Annotated in this window: 19 protein-coding genes and 3 tRNA genes; all 22 read left to right on the plus strand. The window is 65.7% G+C overall.

All coding sequences use genetic code 11. The annotated features are described in order from the left end of the window. The first annotated feature begins 114 nt into the window (after positions 1-114). On the plus strand, positions 115-1,380 hold the full coding sequence (gene clpX, locus H0I76_RS01065; protein ID WP_200605848.1) for an ATP-dependent Clp protease ATP-binding subunit ClpX: 1,266 nt from the start codon (positions 115-117) through the stop codon (positions 1,378-1,380). A gap of 288 nt (positions 1,381-1,668) precedes the next feature. Next, positions 1,669-4,077, plus strand: a complete 2,409-nt coding sequence (gene lon, locus H0I76_RS01070; RefSeq protein ID WP_200605849.1) for an endopeptidase La — start codon at positions 1,669-1,671, stop codon at positions 4,075-4,077. Beyond that, the gene (locus H0I76_RS01075) at positions 4,077-4,529 is read left to right on the plus strand and encodes a rhodanese-like domain-containing protein (RefSeq protein WP_200605850.1); all 453 of its coding nucleotides are present in this window, start codon (positions 4,077-4,079) and stop codon (positions 4,527-4,529) included. Before lon ends, H0I76_RS01075 begins: the two co-directional genes overlap by 1 nt. Before the next feature lie 114 nt (positions 4,530-4,643). Beyond that, positions 4,644-4,719: transfer RNA gene (locus H0I76_RS01080), tRNA-Val, on the plus strand. A 152-nt stretch (positions 4,720-4,871) separates the two neighbouring features. Next, positions 4,872-4,948, plus strand: a tRNA-Asp gene (locus H0I76_RS01085). Positions 4,949-4,981: 33 nt separating this feature from the next. Further along, positions 4,982-5,058, plus strand: a tRNA-Asp gene (locus H0I76_RS01090). 229 nt (positions 5,059-5,287) lie between these two features. Continuing rightward, a complete protein-coding gene (locus H0I76_RS01095; protein WP_200605851.1) occupies positions 5,288-5,653 on the plus strand; it encodes an NADH-quinone oxidoreductase subunit A in 366 nt (121 codons plus the stop codon). After that, positions 5,644-6,186 carry a NuoB/complex I 20 kDa subunit family protein gene (locus H0I76_RS01100; RefSeq protein WP_200605852.1) on the plus strand — a complete coding sequence of 181 codons (543 nt, stop codon included), beginning with the start codon at positions 5,644-5,646 and terminating at the stop codon, positions 6,184-6,186. The genes H0I76_RS01095 and H0I76_RS01100 overlap by 10 nt, the downstream gene beginning before the upstream one ends. 52 nt (positions 6,187-6,238) lie before the next feature. Then, the gene (locus tag H0I76_RS01105) at positions 6,239-6,844 is read left to right on the plus strand and encodes an NADH-quinone oxidoreductase subunit C (RefSeq protein ID WP_200605853.1); all 606 of its coding nucleotides are present in this window, start codon (positions 6,239-6,241) and stop codon (positions 6,842-6,844) included. A gap of 20 nt (positions 6,845-6,864) precedes the next feature. Next, positions 6,865-7,044, plus strand: coding sequence for a hypothetical protein (locus tag H0I76_RS01110; RefSeq protein WP_234455040.1), 180 nt, complete (start codon positions 6,865-6,867; stop codon positions 7,042-7,044). Then, positions 7,044-8,246, plus strand: a complete 1,203-nt coding sequence (locus tag H0I76_RS01115; protein WP_200605857.1) for an NADH-quinone oxidoreductase subunit D — start codon at positions 7,044-7,046, stop codon at positions 8,244-8,246. The genes H0I76_RS01110 and H0I76_RS01115 overlap by 1 nt, the downstream gene beginning before the upstream one ends. Next, positions 8,243-8,704, plus strand: a complete 462-nt coding sequence (locus H0I76_RS01120) for a hypothetical protein (RefSeq protein ID WP_200605858.1) — start codon at positions 8,243-8,245, stop codon at positions 8,702-8,704. The genes H0I76_RS01115 and H0I76_RS01120 overlap by 4 nt, the downstream gene beginning before the upstream one ends. Further along, the gene (nuoE, locus tag H0I76_RS01125; RefSeq protein ID WP_200605865.1) at positions 8,704-9,789 is read left to right on the plus strand and encodes an NADH-quinone oxidoreductase subunit NuoE; all 1,086 of its coding nucleotides are present in this window, start codon (positions 8,704-8,706) and stop codon (positions 9,787-9,789) included. The genes H0I76_RS01120 and nuoE overlap by 1 nt, the downstream gene beginning before the upstream one ends. Further along, positions 9,789-11,084 carry an NADH-quinone oxidoreductase subunit NuoF gene (nuoF, locus tag H0I76_RS01130; protein ID WP_200605874.1) on the plus strand — a complete coding sequence of 432 codons (1,296 nt, stop codon included), beginning with the start codon at positions 9,789-9,791 and terminating at the stop codon, positions 11,082-11,084. Before nuoE ends, nuoF begins: the two co-directional genes overlap by 1 nt. Before the next feature lie 11 nt (positions 11,085-11,095). After that, positions 11,096-11,602, plus strand: coding sequence for a hypothetical protein (locus H0I76_RS01135; RefSeq protein WP_200605876.1), 507 nt, complete (start codon positions 11,096-11,098; stop codon positions 11,600-11,602). Between the two features lie 2 nt (positions 11,603-11,604). Continuing rightward, positions 11,605-12,081 (plus strand): DUF3291 domain-containing protein, encoded by a 477-nt coding sequence (locus H0I76_RS01140; protein ID WP_200605878.1) that lies wholly within the window; start codon positions 11,605-11,607, stop codon positions 12,079-12,081. A 10-nt stretch (positions 12,082-12,091) separates the two neighbouring features. Next, positions 12,092-14,185: a molybdopterin-dependent oxidoreductase gene (locus H0I76_RS01145; protein WP_200605880.1), complete on the plus strand. Its 2,094-nt coding sequence runs from the start codon at positions 12,092-12,094 to the stop codon at positions 14,183-14,185. 4 nt (positions 14,186-14,189) lie between these two features. Continuing rightward, complete coding sequence (gene nuoH, locus H0I76_RS01150; protein WP_200605881.1) at positions 14,190-15,218, plus strand: NADH-quinone oxidoreductase subunit NuoH; 1,029 nt, start codon at positions 14,190-14,192, stop codon at positions 15,216-15,218. Between the two features lie 4 nt (positions 15,219-15,222). Next, positions 15,223-15,579, plus strand: coding sequence for a hypothetical protein (locus H0I76_RS01155; RefSeq protein WP_200605883.1), 357 nt, complete (start codon positions 15,223-15,225; stop codon positions 15,577-15,579). A gap of 1 nt (position 15,580) precedes the next feature. After that, complete coding sequence (gene nuoI, locus H0I76_RS01160; protein WP_200605886.1) at positions 15,581-16,072, plus strand: NADH-quinone oxidoreductase subunit NuoI; 492 nt, start codon at positions 15,581-15,583, stop codon at positions 16,070-16,072. 199 nt (positions 16,073-16,271) lie between these two features. After that, a complete protein-coding gene (locus H0I76_RS01165) occupies positions 16,272-16,880 on the plus strand; it encodes an NADH-quinone oxidoreductase subunit J (RefSeq protein ID WP_200605889.1) in 609 nt (202 codons plus the stop codon). A gap of 2 nt (positions 16,881-16,882) precedes the next feature. After that, complete coding sequence (gene nuoK, locus H0I76_RS01170; RefSeq protein WP_200605891.1) at positions 16,883-17,218, plus strand: NADH-quinone oxidoreductase subunit NuoK; 336 nt, start codon at positions 16,883-16,885, stop codon at positions 17,216-17,218. Positions 17,219-17,223: the final 5 nt, after the last annotated feature.

Consider the following 17,223-nt stretch of genomic DNA (forward strand, 5'->3'; position numbering starts at 1 on the left):
GACAGGGCGTGTCAACGGGGTTACAGTGCTTCAATATCGTGGCGTCACGCTTACGGGATTTACCACATCGGGGGCGCACTTCGGCCTGCCGTCGCGCCCTTCGCGGAGATTGACATGACAAAGTCCAGCGGTTCGGACAGCAAAAATACCCTTTACTGCTCGTTCTGCGGGAAGAGCCAGCACGAGGTTCGCAAGCTGATCGCCGGCCCCACCGTTTTCATCTGCGATGAATGCGTCGAATTGTGCATGGACATCATCCGCGAGGAAACCAAGAACAACCTCGTCAAGTCCTCGGACGGCGTGCCGACGCCCCGCGATATCTGTGGCGTGCTCGACGACTACGTGATCGGGCAGGAGACCGCGAAGAAGGTACTCTCGGTCGCGGTGCACAACCACTACAAGCGGCTCGCCCATGCCGGGAAGTCGACCGATGTCGAGCTGGCCAAGTCGAACATCCTGCTGATCGGCCCGACGGGCTGCGGCAAGACGCTTCTGGCACAGACGCTGGCGCGCATCCTCGACGTGCCGTTCACCATGGCCGACGCGACCACGCTGACCGAGGCGGGGTATGTCGGCGAGGACGTCGAGAACATCATCCTCAAGCTGCTCCAGGCGGCCGACTACAATGTCGACCGGGCGCAGCGCGGGATCGTCTATATCGACGAGGTCGACAAGATCAGCCGCAAGTCGGACAACCCCTCGATCACCCGCGACGTGTCGGGCGAGGGCGTGCAGCAGGCGCTGCTGAAGATCATGGAAGGGACGGTCGCCTCGGTGCCGCCGCAGGGCGGGCGCAAGCATCCGCAGCAGGAGTTCCTGCAGGTCGACACGACCAACATCCTGTTCATCTGCGGCGGAGCGTTCGCGGGCCTCGACCAGATCATCCGCCGCCGCGGCAAGGGCTCGGCCATGGGCTTCGGCGCGGAAGTGAAGGCCGAGGACGATCGCAGGGTTGGCGATATCCTGGTGGAACTCGAGCCAGAGGACCTGCTGAAGTTCGGCCTGATCCCCGAGTTCGTCGGCCGCCTGCCGGTGATCGCGACGCTGCGCGACCTCGACGAGGACGCGCTGATCTCGATCCTGACCAAGCCGAAGAACGCGCTTGTCAAGCAGTACCAGCGCCTTTTCGAGATGGAGGACGTGAAGCTCTCGTTCACCACCGAGGCGCTGCACGAGATCGCGCGCAAGGCGATCGAACGCAAGACCGGCGCCCGTGGCCTGCGGTCGATCCTCGAGAACGTGCTGCTCGAGACGATGTTCGACCTTCCGGGCCTTGACGGGGTCCGCGAGGTGGTCGTGAACGACGACGTGATCGCGGGCGCGGCGAAGCCGCTCTACATCTACGCCGAGAAGCAGGAGGCGGGCGCGTCGGCCTCGTGACCTCCATCGCGTTCTGATACGTGGGCCCGCCCCTGAAGCCCAGGCTTCGGCGGGCCCTCTGTCTTTCTGCTTGGCTTCTCTCGCCGCCGAACCTTTGCCGGCGGCCGGATCGCGTCTGTGCGGCGCGCACAGGCTGTTGCGTCGCCGCGTCGATCACGCGGGCTGACCCAGGGCCACCCTCGGGCACCTTGAATTCCCCCCCGCCGGGGGCCAACTTAGACCATCAGACGGCAACGACCAGCGCGCGAGTCGCAGGCGGGCCGATGATCCCGAGGCAGGAGAACAACAATGACGAATACCGAAGCCACCGCCGTCACCTACCCGGTGCTGCCGCTGCGCGACATCGTCGTGTTCCCGCACATGATCGTGCCGCTCTTCGTCGGTCGCGAACGTTCGGTGCGCGCGCTCGAAGCGGTCATGAAGGATGACAGGCAGATCCTGCTCGCCAGCCAGAAGGACGCGGGCAAGGACGATCCGGAAGCCGACGACATCTACAGCATCGGCGCGCTTGCGAATGTCCTGCAGCTGCTCAAGCTGCCCGACGGCACCGTGAAGGTGCTGGTCGAGGGCAAGGCGCGCGCCCGCATCAATCGCTTCATCGAGAACGAGAACTACTTCGAGGCCGAGGCCGAGGTCGTCGACGACGAGGCTGCGGACCCGGCGACGCGCGAGGCGCTGTCGCGCCAGCTCAAGCAGCAGTTCGAGCGTTACGTGAAGCTGAACAAGAACGTTCCCGAGGAAGCCCTTGCGAACGTTTCCGAAATTGACGACGCGGCCAAGCTCGCCGACACCATTGCCGGGCATCTTGGCGTGAAGCTCGCCGAGCGCCAGAAGCTGCTGGAGGAGCCGGGCATCGCCGAGCGTCTCGAGCGCATCATCGCGCTGATCCAGGGCGAGATCTCGGTCCTTCAGGTCGAGAAGAAGATCAAGAGCCGGGTCAAGTCCCAGATGGAGAAGACCCAGCGCGAGTATTACCTGAACGAGCAGATGAAGGCGATCCAGCGGGAGCTGGGCGAAGGCGAGGACGGCCGCGACGAGGTCGCGGAGTACGACGAGCGCATCGCCAACACCAAGCTTTCCAAGGAAGCGCGCGACAAGGCGCAGGCCGAGCTCAAGAAGCTCAAGCAGATGAGCCCGATGTCGGCCGAGTCGACGGTCGTTCGCAACTACCTCGACTGGATGCTGTCGATCCCGTGGGGCGTGAAGTCCCGGACGAAGAAGGACCTCAACAAGGCCCAGGGCGTGCTCGATGCCGACCACTTTGGCCTCGCGAAGGTCAAGGAGCGGATCGTCGAGTACCTGGCCGTGCAGCAGCGCAGCCAGAAGCTGAAAGGTCCGATCCTGTGCCTCGTGGGCCCGCCGGGCGTCGGCAAGACCAGCCTCGGCAAGTCGGTCGCCAAGGCGACCGGGCGCGAGTTCATCCGCATCTCGCTGGGTGGTGTGCGCGACGAGGCCGAGATCCGCGGGCACCGGCGCACCTATATCGGCTCGATGCCGGGGAAGATCGTCCAGGCCATGAAGAAGGCCAAGACGACGAACCCGCTGATCCTGCTCGACGAGATCGACAAGATGGGCCACGACTTCCGTGGCGATCCGGCGTCGGCGATGCTCGAGGTGTTGGACCCCGAGCAGAACTCGACCTTCGTCGATCACTATCTCGAGGTTGAGTACGATCTGTCGAACGTGATGTTCATCACCACGGCGAACACGTACAACATGCCCCAGCCGCTGCTGGACCGCATGGAGATCATCTCGCTCGCCGGTTACACCGAGGACGAGAAGATCGAGATCGCGCGCCGCCACCTGCTTCCCAAGCAGGTCAAGGAGCACGGGCTGCGGAAGGCCGAGTTCGACCTCACGGATGATGCGCTGATCGAGATCGTGCGCCACTACACGCGGGAGGCCGGTGTCCGCAACCTCGAGCGCGAGCTTGCCAAGCTGTGCCGCAAGGCGCTGACGGTGATTGTGAAGGGCGAGGCGAAGTCGGTGACAGTGACGCCCGACAAGCTCGAGGATTTCCTCGGTGTCCCGCGCTTCCGGCATGGCCTTGCCGAGAAGGAGGACCAGGTCGGCGTGACCACCGGGCTCGCCTACACCTCGGTGGGCGGCGACTTGCTGCAGATCGAGGCGCTGCGCCTGCCGGGCAAGGGCCGGATGAAGACCACCGGCAAGCTGGGCGACGTGATGAAGGAGTCGATCGACGCCGCGGCAAGCTACGTCCGCGCCAAGGCGCCCGACTTCGGCGTGAAGCCGCCGCAGTTCGAGAAGATCGACATCCACGTGCACGTGCCGGAGGGGGCGACCCCGAAGGACGGCCCCTCGGCGGGTGTCGCGATGGTCGTCTCGATCGTCTCGGTCCTCACGCAGATCCCGGTTCGCCGCGATGTCGCGATGACGGGCGAGGTGACGCTGCGCGGCAATGTCCTGCCGATCGGCGGGCTGAAGGAGAAGCTGCTCGCGGCCCTCAGGGGCGGCATCAAGACGGTGCTGATCCCGCGCGAGAACGTGAAGGACCTGGCCGAGATCCCCGACAATGTGAAGGAGGGGCTCGAGCTCATCCCGGTCGAGACCGTGTCCGAGGTGCTGAAGGTTGCGCTCACCCGCATGCCTGAGCCGATCGACTGGGAGGAGGCCGAACTCGACCAGGCGGTCACCGATGACGGAGGGGTGGAGACCGGCGCTCCGCTGCCGCACTGATGCGGCACGCACGACACATCCTCGCTGCTCTGACGATGCTGGCGGTTCTGCCGCCAGCATCCCCCGTGCAGGCGCAGGGCAGGGACGAGGCCGAGGCGGTTGTCGTGGTCGAGGAAATGTCGGCGGACCGTGCTTATGAACTGGCGGCCGAGGGCAAGGTCGTGCTTCTCGATATCCGCCCGTCCGAGGCCTGGGCAGGCGGGGTTCCGGAATACGCCGAGACGGTGGATCTCTACGACCCGATGTTCTACGACGTCGTCGACCTGATGACCGAGGGCGACAAGTCCAAGCCTATCGCGTTGATCTGTTCCACCGGCGGGCGCACGCACCATGCTGCCGAGGAGCTGATGAAGCGCGGCTACGCGCGCCCGATCGACGTGGCCGAGGGGATCAAGGGCTCCTCCGCCGGCCCGGGCTGGGTTGCCCGCGGTCTGCCCATGAAGGCTCAGTGACGGCGCGGCATCCGCTTAATGGGGCAGGGGCGCCGAAGGCGTGGTCCTGCCTCGTGGCGCGCAATTCAGTGCCATTGACGGCGCGCATGGCGCACCCCATAAACCCCGACGGCAGGGCGGTTAGCTCAGTTGGTAGAGCGCCTCGTTTACACCGAGGATGTCGGGAGTTCGAGTCTCTCACCGCCCACCAAACTCATCCCCGTTTCGTCATGCAAAGCGCCGCGGCCGGGGCGATCTGATGATCTGACGGTCCGGCGCCAAGTCCGTCTTTCGGTGCTTGACGCGTCAGAAGGGGGCCATTAAACAGCCCCTCACGCTTCGGCGAGGGACGCAGCGCCCAGCGCGGTTGTAGCTCAGTTGGTTAGAGTACCGGCCTGTCACGCCGGGGGTCGCGGGTTCGAGCCCCGTCAACCGCGCCAGCGCTGCCCGTCCCGCCGAATGCGCAGACCTGCGCGGTTGTAGCTCAGTTGGTTAGAGTACCGGCCTGTCACGCCGGGGGTCGCGGGTTCGAGCCCCGTCAACCGCGCCATCTTCCCCACATTTGAAGCCCACACCCGACCGCCGCCCCGTTCGCGTGGCGGCACTCAGAAAACTCTGGCCCCGCGTCCCGGTTTCGGTTGTGTCACGCAACGGCTCTGGGGCAGAGTCACTGCGCCGCGTGAAGTTGTCGCCCCCGCTCCGCCGCCGCATTGACTGTGAATGCTGCGCCCGCTAAGCGAAGCACAACAAGCGACGGAAGCTATTGGGAGAACACGAGAGTGGACGAGCTTCTGCGAGAATACCTGCCGATCATCATCTTCCTCGGGCTTGCGGTTGCGCTCGGCCTGGTGTTTCTGGTCGCCGCCTGGGTGCTGGCCGTGCGCCGGCCTGATGCCGAGAAGATTTCTGCCTACGAATGCGGCTTCAACGCCTTCGACGACGCGCGCATGAAGTTCGACGTGCGCTTCTATCTCGTGTCGATCCTGTTCATCATCTTCGACCTCGAAATCGCCTTCCTGTTCCCGTGGGCCGCCGCCTTCGGAGGGCTCTCGGATGTGGCGTTCTGGTCGATGATGGTGTTCCTGGGCGTGCTCACGGTGGGCTTCGCATACGAATGGAAGAAGGGGGCGCTGGAATGGGAATGACCTCGACGCCCGCTCTGTCGACGCTCGCAGCGGCAGACAAGGATGTGCTTGCCGCCAATCTCTCGAACGAACTGGCGGACAAGGGTTTCATCCTCACGACGGTTGATGACGTCATCAACTGGGCGCGCACCGGCTCGCTGATGTGGATGACCTTCGGCCTGGCCTGCTGCGCGGTCGAGATGATGCAGACCGCGATGCCGCGCTATGACCTCGAGCGGTTCGGCGTTGCGCCACGCGCGAGCCCGCGGCAGTCGGACCTGATGATCGTCGCGGGCACCCTGACCAACAAGATGGCCCCCGCGCTCAGGAAGGTCTACGACCAGATGCCCGAGCCGCGCTACGTCATCTCGATGGGGTCCTGCGCCAATGGCGGCGGGTACTACCACTACAGCTATTCCGTCGTGCGCGGCTGCGATCGGGTCGTTCCGGTCGACGTGTATGTTCCCGGGTGCCCTCCGACGGCCGAGGCGCTGCTCTACGGCATTCTGCAGCTGCAGCGGAAGATTCGCCGGACCGGCACGATTGCGCGCTGAGTCGCGCGCGGACAAAGCACACGCCTGACAGGCGGGTGGCAGGGGGAGAGGAATGGCGAGCGCACTCGAAGAACTGGGCGAGATGATCGCGATTGCGCAGGCCGACGCGGTCGTTGCGCATTCCGTCGCGCATGGCGAGCTTACGCTGGAGTCGACGGCATCGGGCCTTCGGACGCTGATCGGCTATCTGCGGGACAACCCGGCCTGTGCCTTCACCACGCTGATCGACATCACCGGTGTCGACTGGCCGGGCCGCGAGCGCCGTTTCGACGTGGTCTATCACTTCCTCTCGATGCCGCAGAATCAGCGCGTGCGGGTGAAGGTGGTCGCGGGCGAGGACGACGTCATTCCCTCGATCAACGATCTTCACCCGTCGGCCAACTGGTTCGAGCGCGAAGTCTTCGACATGTTCGGCGTGATGTTCTCGGGGCATCCCGATCTGCGCCGGATCCTCACCGACTACGGCTTCCGCGGCTACCCGTTGCGGAAGGACTTTCCGACGACCGGCTATGTCGAGGTTCGCTACGACGAGACCCAGAAGCGGGTCGTCTACGAGCCCGTGAAGCTGGTCCAGGAGTATCGCCAGTTCGACTTCATGAGCCCATGGGAGGGAGCGGAGTACATCCTTCCCGGTGACGAGAAGAACCGCGGCACGTGATGATGGGAGGCGGACATCCGATGGGCCTCATAGGGTTTCTGGTGATCAGCGTTCTGCTGATCGTGCCGTTCTGGAAGCTCCTGCCGAGGTTCGGCATCCCGTCATGGGTTGCGCTCGCGGCGATCATTCCGCTTGGCGCGATCGTCCTGCTGTGGGTGATGGCATTCCGCGACAAGCTCGGCGGGCAGGGGAGGTTCTGATGGACGGCAGCCAGCTCAGCGGCGAGCAGCGGATCCGCAATTTCAACATCAACTTCGGGCCGCAACACCCTGCGGCGCACGGCGTTCTTCGCATGGTTCTCGAGCTGGACGGCGAGATCGTCGACCGGGTCGATCCGCATATCGGGCTGCTGCATCGCGGCACCGAGAAGCTGATGGAGAGCCGGACCTACCTGCAGAACCTGCCGTATTTCGATCGTCTCGACTACGTCGCGCCGATGAACCAGGAGCATGCCTGGTGCCTCGCGATCGAAAGACTGACAGGGACGCCGGTTCCGCGCCGCGGGCAGCTGATCCGGGTCCTGTTCTCCGAGATCGGGCGCATCCTCAACCACCTCCTGAACGTGACGACGCAGGCGATGGACGTCGGCGCACTCACGCCGCCGCTCTGGGGGTTCGAGGAGCGAGAGAAGCTCATGGTCTTCTACGAGCGCGCCTGCGGGGCGCGGCTCCACGCCGCCTATTTCCGCCCGGGTGGCGTGCATCAGGACCTGACGCCGGAACTCTGCGATGACATGTGGCAGTGGACCGAAGAGTTCCCGGCAGTGCTGGACGACATCGAGGGGCTGCTGACCGAGAACCGCATCTTCAAGCAGCGCAACGTCGACATCGGCGTCGTGAGCCTTGCCGAGGCGCAAGCCTGGGGCTTCTCGGGCGTGATGGTGCGCGGCTCGGGCTGGGCCTGGGACCTGCGGCGCGCGCAGCCATACGAGTGCTACAACGAGTTCGACTTCCGCATTCCCGTCGGCAAGCACGGGGATTGCTACGACCGCTATCTCTGCCGCATGGAGGAGATGCGCGAGAGCGTCAAGATCATGCGGCAAGCGCTTGAAAAACTTGACGCCTGCAAGGGTTCTGACGTGATCCACCGGGGCAAGATCAGCCCGCCCAAGCGGGGTGAGATGAAGACCTCGATGGAGGCCTTGATCCATCACTTCAAGCTCTACACCGAGGGCTTCCGCGTGCCCGAGGGCGAGGTCTATGCCTGCGTCGAGGCGCCAAAGGGCGAGTTCGGCGTCTATCTCGTGTCGGATGGGACGAACAAACCCTACCGCGCGAAGATCCGTGCGCCGGGCTACCCGCACCTCGCGGCAATGGACCATATCTGCCGCGGGCACCTGCTCGCCGACGTCTCCGCGATCCTCGGGTCGATCGACATCGTGTTCGGGGAGATCGACCGGTGATCGACAAGGTCCTCCGTTTCCTCGGCATCGTCGCGATGGTCACGCTGGTCGCGCTCGGCACCGCGTTCTTCGCGAGTGGCGAGTGGGAGGCCTGGAAGGCGGTTCGCGACGCGCGGCCTGACCTCGCGGTGGCCGAGCTGCGTGGCCAGGCGATGGAGCGTGACGCGCGGATTGAAGCCGCCGAGGCCGCGATCGTTGCGGCCCAGGCCGAGATCGCGGCGCTGCGCGACGCGCACGCGACCGCACTGGACGAGATCGAAACCCTGCGCGCGTCGGCGGTTGCCGAGACGGCGCGCGTCGATGCCGCGCTGTCCGAGCGCGTCGCGTATGGTGACGCGATCGGCATCGCCCCGTTCGAGGGTGATGGCAGCCTTGCCATCGCCGAGGATGCAGACGGCACGAGGCGCGTCACGCTCGCGGAAACCGGCAACTGGCGATTGTTGAAGGCTGATCAATAATGCTTCGCAGACTCTACCACCAACAGCCCGAGAGCTTCGCCTTCACGCCCGCGAACCTCGAATGGGCGAAGGGCCAGATCGAGAAGTATCCCGAAGGCCGCCAGGCATCCGCGGTGATCCCACTGTTGTGGCGTGGCCAGGAGCAGGAAGGCTGGGTCACGCGGCCGATGATCGAGGCGATCGCCCAGATGCTCGACATGGCGCCGATCCGGGTGCTCGAAGTCGCGTCGTTCTACTTCATGTTCCAGATGGCGCCGGTGGGATCGGTCGCGCATGTCCAGGTATGCGGGACGACCTCGTGCATGATTTGCGGCGCCGAGGACCTGATCGGGGTGTGCAAGGAAAAAATTGCGAAGGCGCCTCACGCGCTCAGCGCGGACGGCAAGTTCTCGTGGGAAGAGGTCGAGTGCCTGGGCGCCTGCGCGAACGCGCCGATGGTGCAGATCGGCAAGGATTACTACGAGGATCTGACGGCAGAGAAATTCGCCTGGATCCTCGACGAGCTGGCGGCTGGCCGGGTGCCGACACCCGGGCCGCAGAACGGGCGCTTCGCGTCCGAGCCGCTGGGCGGGCTGACCTCGCTCACCGCGCTCAAGAAGACCCATGACGCGAACGCGTCTGTGGCGCTTGCGACCGCGCTGGGGGAAACGATCAAGCGGATCGATGGCTCGGAGCCTACGGCGACCGACCTGATGCGCGGCACCCATCGCGCGAAATCGCCGGCCCCTGTTCCGAAGAAGGCTACCAAGAAGGCACGCGCCACGGGCGCGGGCGAGTCCGATGCGGAACTGCGCGACGCCGAGACCAAGGGACGCCCCGAGACCGGTGCCGTCGTCGGCAGCAAGCCCCGGCTGCTCAAGAAACCGCGCAAGGGCGGGGCGGACGATCTCAAGAAGATCAGCGGCGTAGGGCCCAAGCTCGAGGGGCTCCTGCTCGAGCTCGGCGTCTTCCACTACGACCAGATCGCGGCCTGGACGGCGGACGAGATCGCGTGGGTGGACGAGCATCTCAAGTTCCGTGGCCGGATCGAGCGTGATGACTGGGTGGCGCAGGCGGCCAAGCTGGCGCGTGGGGAGGATGCGTGATGCTCGAAGACAAGGACCGCATCTTCACGAACCTTTACGGCATGCACGACCGCAGCCTCGCCGGCGCGAAGGCGCGTGGCCATTGGGACGGCACGGCCGGGCTGATCGCGAAGGGACGTGACTGGATCATCGACGAGATCAAGAACTCGGCGCTCCGCGGTCGCGGCGGCGCAGGCTTTCCGACGGGGCTGAAGTGGTCGTTCATGCCCAAGGAGTCGGACGGCCGCCCGCATTATCTGGTGGTCAATGCCGACGAATCCGAGCCGGGCACGTGCAAGGATCGCGAGATCATGCGGCACGATCCGCACACGCTCATCGAGGGATGCCTGATCGCCTCCTTCGCGATGGGCGCGCATGCGGCCTACATCTACATCCGCGGCGAATACATCCGCGAGCGCGAGGCGCTGCAGGCGGCGATCGACGAGGCCTACGACGCGGGTCTCCTGGGCAAGAACGCAGCCGGTTCGGGCTGGGACTTCGATCTCTACCTGCACCACGGCGCCGGCGCCTACATCTGCGGTGAGGAAACGGCTCTGATCGAGAGCCTCGAGGGCAAGAAGGGCATGCCGCGCCTCAAGCCCCCGTTTCCCGCGGGCGTGGGACTCTATGGCTGCCCGACGACCGTCAACAATGTCGAGTCGATCGCGGTCGCGCCGACGATCCTCCGCCGCGGGGCTGCGTGGTTCGCCTCGTTCGGCCGGCCGAACAACACGGGCACCAAGATCTTCGCGATCTCGGGGCATGTGGAGCGGCCCTGCGTGGTCGAGGAATCGATGTCGATCGGCCTCAAGGAACTCCTCGAGCGCCATTGCGGCGGCGTGCGCGGCGGCTGGAAGAACCTCAAGGCGGTGATCCCCGGCGGCTCGTCGGTTCCGCTGCTTCCCGCGCATCTGTGCGACGATGCGATCATGGATTTCGACTGGCTGCGCGAGCAGCGCTCGGGCCTTGGCACCGCGGCGGTGATCGTCATGGATCAGTCCACGGACGTCATCAAGGCGATCTGGCGTCTGTCGAAGTTCTACAAGCACGAGAGCTGCGGCCAGTGCACGCCCTGCCGGGAAGGCACGGGCTGGATGATGCGGGTCATGGATCGCCTCGTGACCGGAGACGCCGAGATCGAGGAGATCGATACGCTGCTCGATGTCACGACGCGGGTCGAGGGCCACACGATCTGCGCGCTCGGCGACGCGGCCGCCTGGCCGATCCAGGGGCTGATCCGTCACTTCCGCGAGGAGATCGAGGACAGGATCCGCGCCCGCAAGACCGGCCGCATCGGCGCGGTCGCGGCGGAGTAGGGCACAGACGCATGGTTCCGGCGAGAAGGGCATATCCTTGCGCGCTTGCTGCGCTGGCCGCGCTTACCCTCGGGGGCTGCGGCGATGAAGCCGCGCGCGACGGGCAAAGCGCCGCCGCGCCCCAGCCCGAGCGCGAGTCGATGCGCCACGAGGACCGCAAGTTCCTGGTGACCTATGGCGCGCTGCCCTATCGCGTGAACGTGCAGTACGTCGAGATGATCGGCCAGTCGGTGATTGCCGTGCGTCGCGGCGCCGGCGAGGCCACGTCCGAGGCCTGGCCGACGATCGCGGTCTCGGGAGATCAGCCGCAGCCGTCCGGGGTGCCTTTCGAAGACGAGCGCTTCCGCGACGTGGCGCTGACGATCGCCAAGCAGGTAAGCAGGGACGGGACGATCTGTAACGGTGGCGCGCCGATGGAGATCCGGCGTGACGACAACGGAGATGCACGCACCATGTATCGCGGGACCCGCGACGCCTGGGTCGTCTTCGCCTATTGTCCGGAAAGCGCGGGGAGCTGACGATGAGACCCGAGCGCCACCTTGCCGAGATCAACATCGCGCGGCTGAAGTTTCCGATCGAGGACGCGCGCGTCGCGCCTTTCGTCGAGAATCTGGGCAGGGTGAATGCGGTTGCCGAGCGCAGCCCCGGTTTCGTGTGGCGCCTGCAGGACGGCGACAGCGACGGGGCGACCGGCATCGCCTGGAGCGACGACGAGAACGTGATCGTCAACATGTCGGTCTGGGAGACCGCCGAGGCGCTGGAGAACTTCGTCTGGCGCACCGTCCACCGGCAATTCTACGCGCGCCGGGCCGAGTGGTTCGAGATGCTGGAAAGCCAGCATTTCGCCATGTGGTGGGTGGAGCCGGGCCACGAGCCCACCCTCGATGAGGCGCGCGAGCGGCTCGCTCTCCTGGAGCGCATGGGTCCGACGGCGGATGCCTTTGGTTGGGAGAGCCTGCCGCAGGTGCAGGACTGGCGCACGATGCGGTGCGCCTGAGGGAGAGAGCATGAGCGAGCTTCGCAAGATCATCATCGACGACCGCGAGGTAGAGGTCGATCCGCGGCTTACCCTCCTCCAGGCCTGCGAGGAGGCGGGCGTCGAGATCCCTCGTTTCTGCTACCACGAACGGCTCTCGATCGCCGGGAACTGCCGGATGTGCCTCGTCGAGGTCGTGGGCGGCCCGCCGAAGCCCGCCGCATCCTGCGCGATGCAGGTCAAGGACCTGCGCCCGGGACCCGAGGGAGCGCCGCCGGTGATCCGCACCAACACGCCGATGGTCAAGAAGGCGCGTGAAGGGGTGATGGAGTTCCTGCTCATCAATCACCCCCTTGATTGCCCCATCTGCGACCAGGGCGGGGAGTGCGACCTGCAGGACCAGGCGATGGCCTATGGCGTCGATTTCAGCCGCTTCCGCGAGCCGAAGCGATCTGCAACCGATCTCGCGCTGGGCCCGCTGGTCGAGACGCACATGACGCGCTGCATCTCGTGCACCCGCTGCGTGCGTTTCATGACCGAGGTGGCGGGCGTGCCCGAGATGGGGCAGGTCGGGCGCGGCGAGGACAGCGAGATCACCTCCTACGAGACGGCGACACTGGGCACCGAGATGGGCGCCAGCGGGCCGGACCTGGTGGTGGCGACGCTGAAGGCCGGGCTTTCGTCCGAATTGCAGGGCAATATCGTCGATCTCTGCCCGGTGGGGGCGCTGACCAACAAGCCGTATGCCTTCACCGCCCGGCCGTGGGAGCTGCGCAAGTTCCAGTCGATCGACGTGATGGATGCGCTCGGCTCGAACACGCGCGTCGATGTGCGCGGGCGCGAGGTCATGCGCATCCTGCCACGCAACCATGACGGCGTGAACGAGGAGTGGCTGGCCGACCGCTCGCGGTATGTCTGGGACGGGCTGAGGCGCCAGCGCCTCGACCGGCCCTATGTGCGGCGCAACGGCAAGCTCAAGCCGGCAAGCTGGTCCGAGGCCTTCGCGGCCATCGCCGCGTCCGTGAAGGCGGCCGGAGGCGACATCGCCGCCGTGGCGGGGGATCTCGTCTCGGTCGAGCCGCTCTGGGCGCTCAAGAAGCTCGTGAACGCGCTGGGATCCGAGCGGCACGATTGCCGCCAGGATGGCGCGCGGCTGGTTCCCGGAAACCGTTCGGCCTATGTCGGCAACGCCGCGGTGGCCGACATCGACGGGTCGGATGCGATCCTGGTCGTCGGCTCGAACCCGCGCGACGAGGCGCCGGTGCTCAACGCCCGCATCCGCAAGGCCTGGCTTGCCGGTGCCGAGGTTGCCGTGATCGGCGAACCGGTCGACCTGAGCTTCGAGACGCATCATCTGGGTTCGGGGCCCGATGCCCTGACCGGCGAGAGCCGGCGCAAGATCGTCGACTACATGAAGGGTCGCAACGCACCTCTGATCGTCCTGGGGCAGGGCGCGCTTGCCCGCGACGACGGCGCGGCGATCCTTGGCCACGTCATGGCTCTGGCCGACGAGGTGGGGGCGAAGCTTCTGATCCTGCATACCGCGGCAGCCCGGGTTGGCGCCATGGATGTCGGCTTCACCCATCCGGGCGGGGTCGCAGGCGCGCTCGAGGGCGCGAAGGTGATCTTCAACCTCGGTGCGGACGAAATCGAGATCGCAGACGGACCCTTCGTCATCTACCAGGGCCACCATGGCGACCGCGGGGCGCATCGCGCCGACGTGATCCTGCCCGGGGCGGCCTGGACCGAGCAGCCGGGGACCTATGTGAACACCGAGGGCCGCGTGCAGATCGCCAACCGGGCGGGCTTTCCGCCGGGCGATGCGCGCGAGGACTGGGCAATCCTGCGTGCGCTCTCAGCCGAACTTGGGGCGACGTTGCCGTTCGACACGCTCGACGCGCTCCGGCGGGACCTCTATGCCGCGCATCCGCATTTCGCGGCGGTGGACACGATCGCGCCGTCTGCATGGCAGCCGGTCGAGGCGGGCAAGATCGCGGCCCGGCCGTTCAGGAACCCGATTTCCGACCATTTCCTCACAAACCCGGTCACCCGCGCTTCCGAGGTGATGGCCGAATGTTCCCGCCTGGCGGCCGAGCGCCGTTCCAAGGCCCTCGCGGCGGAGTGACCCGATGGCGTTCTTCGACACCTCCCTCGGCATCTTCATCATCATCCTGGCCCAGTGCCTGGCGGTCACGGTCGCGATTCTCGTGAGCCTCGCGTTCCTGCTCTACATGGACCGCAAGGTCTGGGCCGCCGTGCAGATGCGACGCGGCCCGAACGTGGTGGGGCCCTGGGGGCTGCTGCAGTCCTTCGCGGATTTCCTGAAGTTCGTGCTCAAGGAAATCGTCATTCCCGCGGGCGCCGACAAGGCGGTGTTCCTGATCGCTCCGCTGCTGACCTTCGTGCTGGCCTGCATCGCCTGGGTGGTGATCCCCTTCGCCGATGGCTGGGTGATCTCCGATCTCAATGTCGGCGTGCTCTATATCTTCGCCATATCGTCGCTCGGCGTGTATGGGATCATCATGGGCGGCTGGGCGTCGAACTCGAAATACCCGTTCCTCGGGGGGCTTCGCTCGGCGGCTCAGATGGTCAGCTACGAGGTCTCGATCGGCCTGATCATCATTGGTGTCCTGATCTCGACGGGATCGCTCAACCTGTCCGAGATCGTGCGCGCGCAGGACGGCGCCTACGGCCTGTTCTCGTGGTACTGGCTGCCTCATCTGCCGATGGTGGTTCTCTTCTTCGTGTCGGCGCTGGCCGAGACGAACCGCCCGCCCTTCGATCTGCCCGAGGCCGAATCCGAGCTGGTTGCGGGCTACCAGGTCGAATATTCGTCGACGCCGTATCTGCTCTTCATGATCGGCGAGTACATGAACATCGTGCTGATGTGCGCGCTGCTCTCGATCCTGTTCTTCGGCGGCTGGCTCTCGCCCATTCCCGGACTGCCGGACGGCGTCCTGTGGATGGTGGTGAAGATCGTGTTCTTCTTCTTCCTCTTCGCCATGGTGAAGGCCATCGTGCCCCGGTACCGCTACGATCAGCTTATGCGGCTTGGCTGGAAGGTCTTCCTGCCGATGTCGTTGGGCTGGGTCGTGATCGCAGCGATCCTCGCCCGGCTTGATGTGATCGGCTATGCGCGCTTCGCGGCGGGAGGCTGATCGGATGCGCATGACGATTGCCATACTCGCACTGCTCGCGGCCTCGCAGGCGGACGCACAGTCGGCGCCTGTGGCGCCGAGCGAAGGGACGCTCTATTGCGAGAACCTCGCCGAGATCGACGCACAGCGCGAGGCCGAGAACCAGGGCTTCGACCGGATCTATGCGGCGATCAGCACCATGACGACGGCGAGCTTCTGCGGTGACGCGGAACTGTCGGACAAGGTCGACGAGCGCATTCGCACGGCGCTCTGGGCGCTCGACGATCGCGCCACCGCGCTTTCACCGGCGGAGACGCTGCAACTCAAACAGGTCAAGGCCAGCTATGTGGTGGGCCGCCAGATGATCGACCGGAGGAACTGAGATGGGCATCCCCTTCGACAAGGCCGTCCGCTACTTCCTGCTCGCCGACATCTGGGAGGGGTTCAGGCTTGGCTTCAAGTACTTCGTGAGGCCCAAGGCGACACTGAACTATCCCTTCGAGAAGGGCCCCCTCAGCCCGCGTTTCCGTGGCGAGCACGCCCTGCGACGCTATCCGAACGGCGAGGAGCGTTGCATTGCCTGCAAGCTGTGCGAGGCGATCTGCCCGGCGCAGGCAATCACGATCGAGGCCGAGCCGCGCGCCGACGGCTCGCGTCGGACCACGCGCTACGACATCGACATGACGAAGTGCATCTACTGCGGCTTCTGCCAGGAGGCCTGCCCGGTCGATGCCATCGTCGAGGGCCCGAACTTCGAGTTCGCGACCGAGACGCGCGAGGAGCTCTTCTACAACAAGGAAAAGCTGCTCGCGAACGGCGAGCGCTGGGAACGCGAGATCGCAAGGAACCAGGAGCTGGACGCACCCTACCGGTGAGTTCGCCCCTGCGGCCGGCGGCTTGCGCCTTTGGGCGCCTGCTCCGGCGGGGAGATGACGATGGCCCCGGGATGTCTCGGGGCGTGACGCAAGAATGGCTCCGGACCGCCTCCGGAGCGACCAGGCGGATGGGGCGCGGGCGCCCGATACGCGACGACGTAAGTATCCGGCGTGCCTGCGCCGGGATCGAGAGGGGACGATGGGACTGACCCAACTGGCCTTTTACGTGTTCGCCGCCGTAGCCGTGGGCTCGGGCGTGCTCGTGATCCTCGCGCGAAACCCGGTGCATTCGGTGCTGTGGCTGATCCTGGCGTTCTTCTCGTCGGCGGGACTTATGGTGCTGCTCGGGGCCGAGTTCATCGCGATGCTGCTGGTGATCGTCTATGTCGGCGCGGTTGCGGTGCTGTTCCTGTTCGTGGTCATGATGCTCGACGTCGATTTCGCCGAGCTCAAACGCGGGCTGGCAGACTATCTTCCCGTCGGCGCGCTCGTCGGCCTGGTCCTGCTGGTCGAGCTGAGCCTCGTGCTCGGGCACTGGGCGCTGGCAGGCGCGGCGCCGGAGTCGCGCGAGGCGGTGTTCGCGATCGAGGAGGGGGTGGCCAACACGCCCGCGCTCGGCGCGATCCTCTACGACAAGTATCTCTACATGTTCCAGGCGGCCGGGCTGATCCTTCTCGTCGCGATGATCGGCGCGATCGTGCTCACGCTGCGTCATCGCCCGAACGTCAAGCGCCAGGACGTGCTCACACAGATCTATCGCGGCCGGGACGTCGAGCTTAAGGACGTCGAGCCGGGGCAGGGGGTTTGACCATGGAACACGGAGGCGCAGCCTTGATCGCGGGCGTCGGGCTCGAGGCCTATCTCGCCGTCGCGGCGATACTTTTCGTGACCGGCATCTTCGGCATCTTCCTCAACCGGAAGAACGTGATCGTCATTCTCATGTCGATCGAGCTGATGCTGTTGGCGGTCAATATAAACTTCGTCGCATTTTCGGCGCATCTGGGTGACCTGGTTGGCCAGGTCTTCACCCTCTTCGTGCTGACGGTTGCGGCGGCCGAGGCCGCGATCGGCCTCGCCATCCTGGTCTGCTTCTTCCGCAACCGGGGAACGATCGATGTCGAAGACATGAACATGATGAAGGGCTGAGCGGC

This window comes from Thermohalobaculum xanthum (assembly GCF_016623495.1).
GTDB lineage: Bacteria > Pseudomonadota > Alphaproteobacteria > Rhodobacterales > Rhodobacteraceae > Thermohalobaculum > Thermohalobaculum xanthum.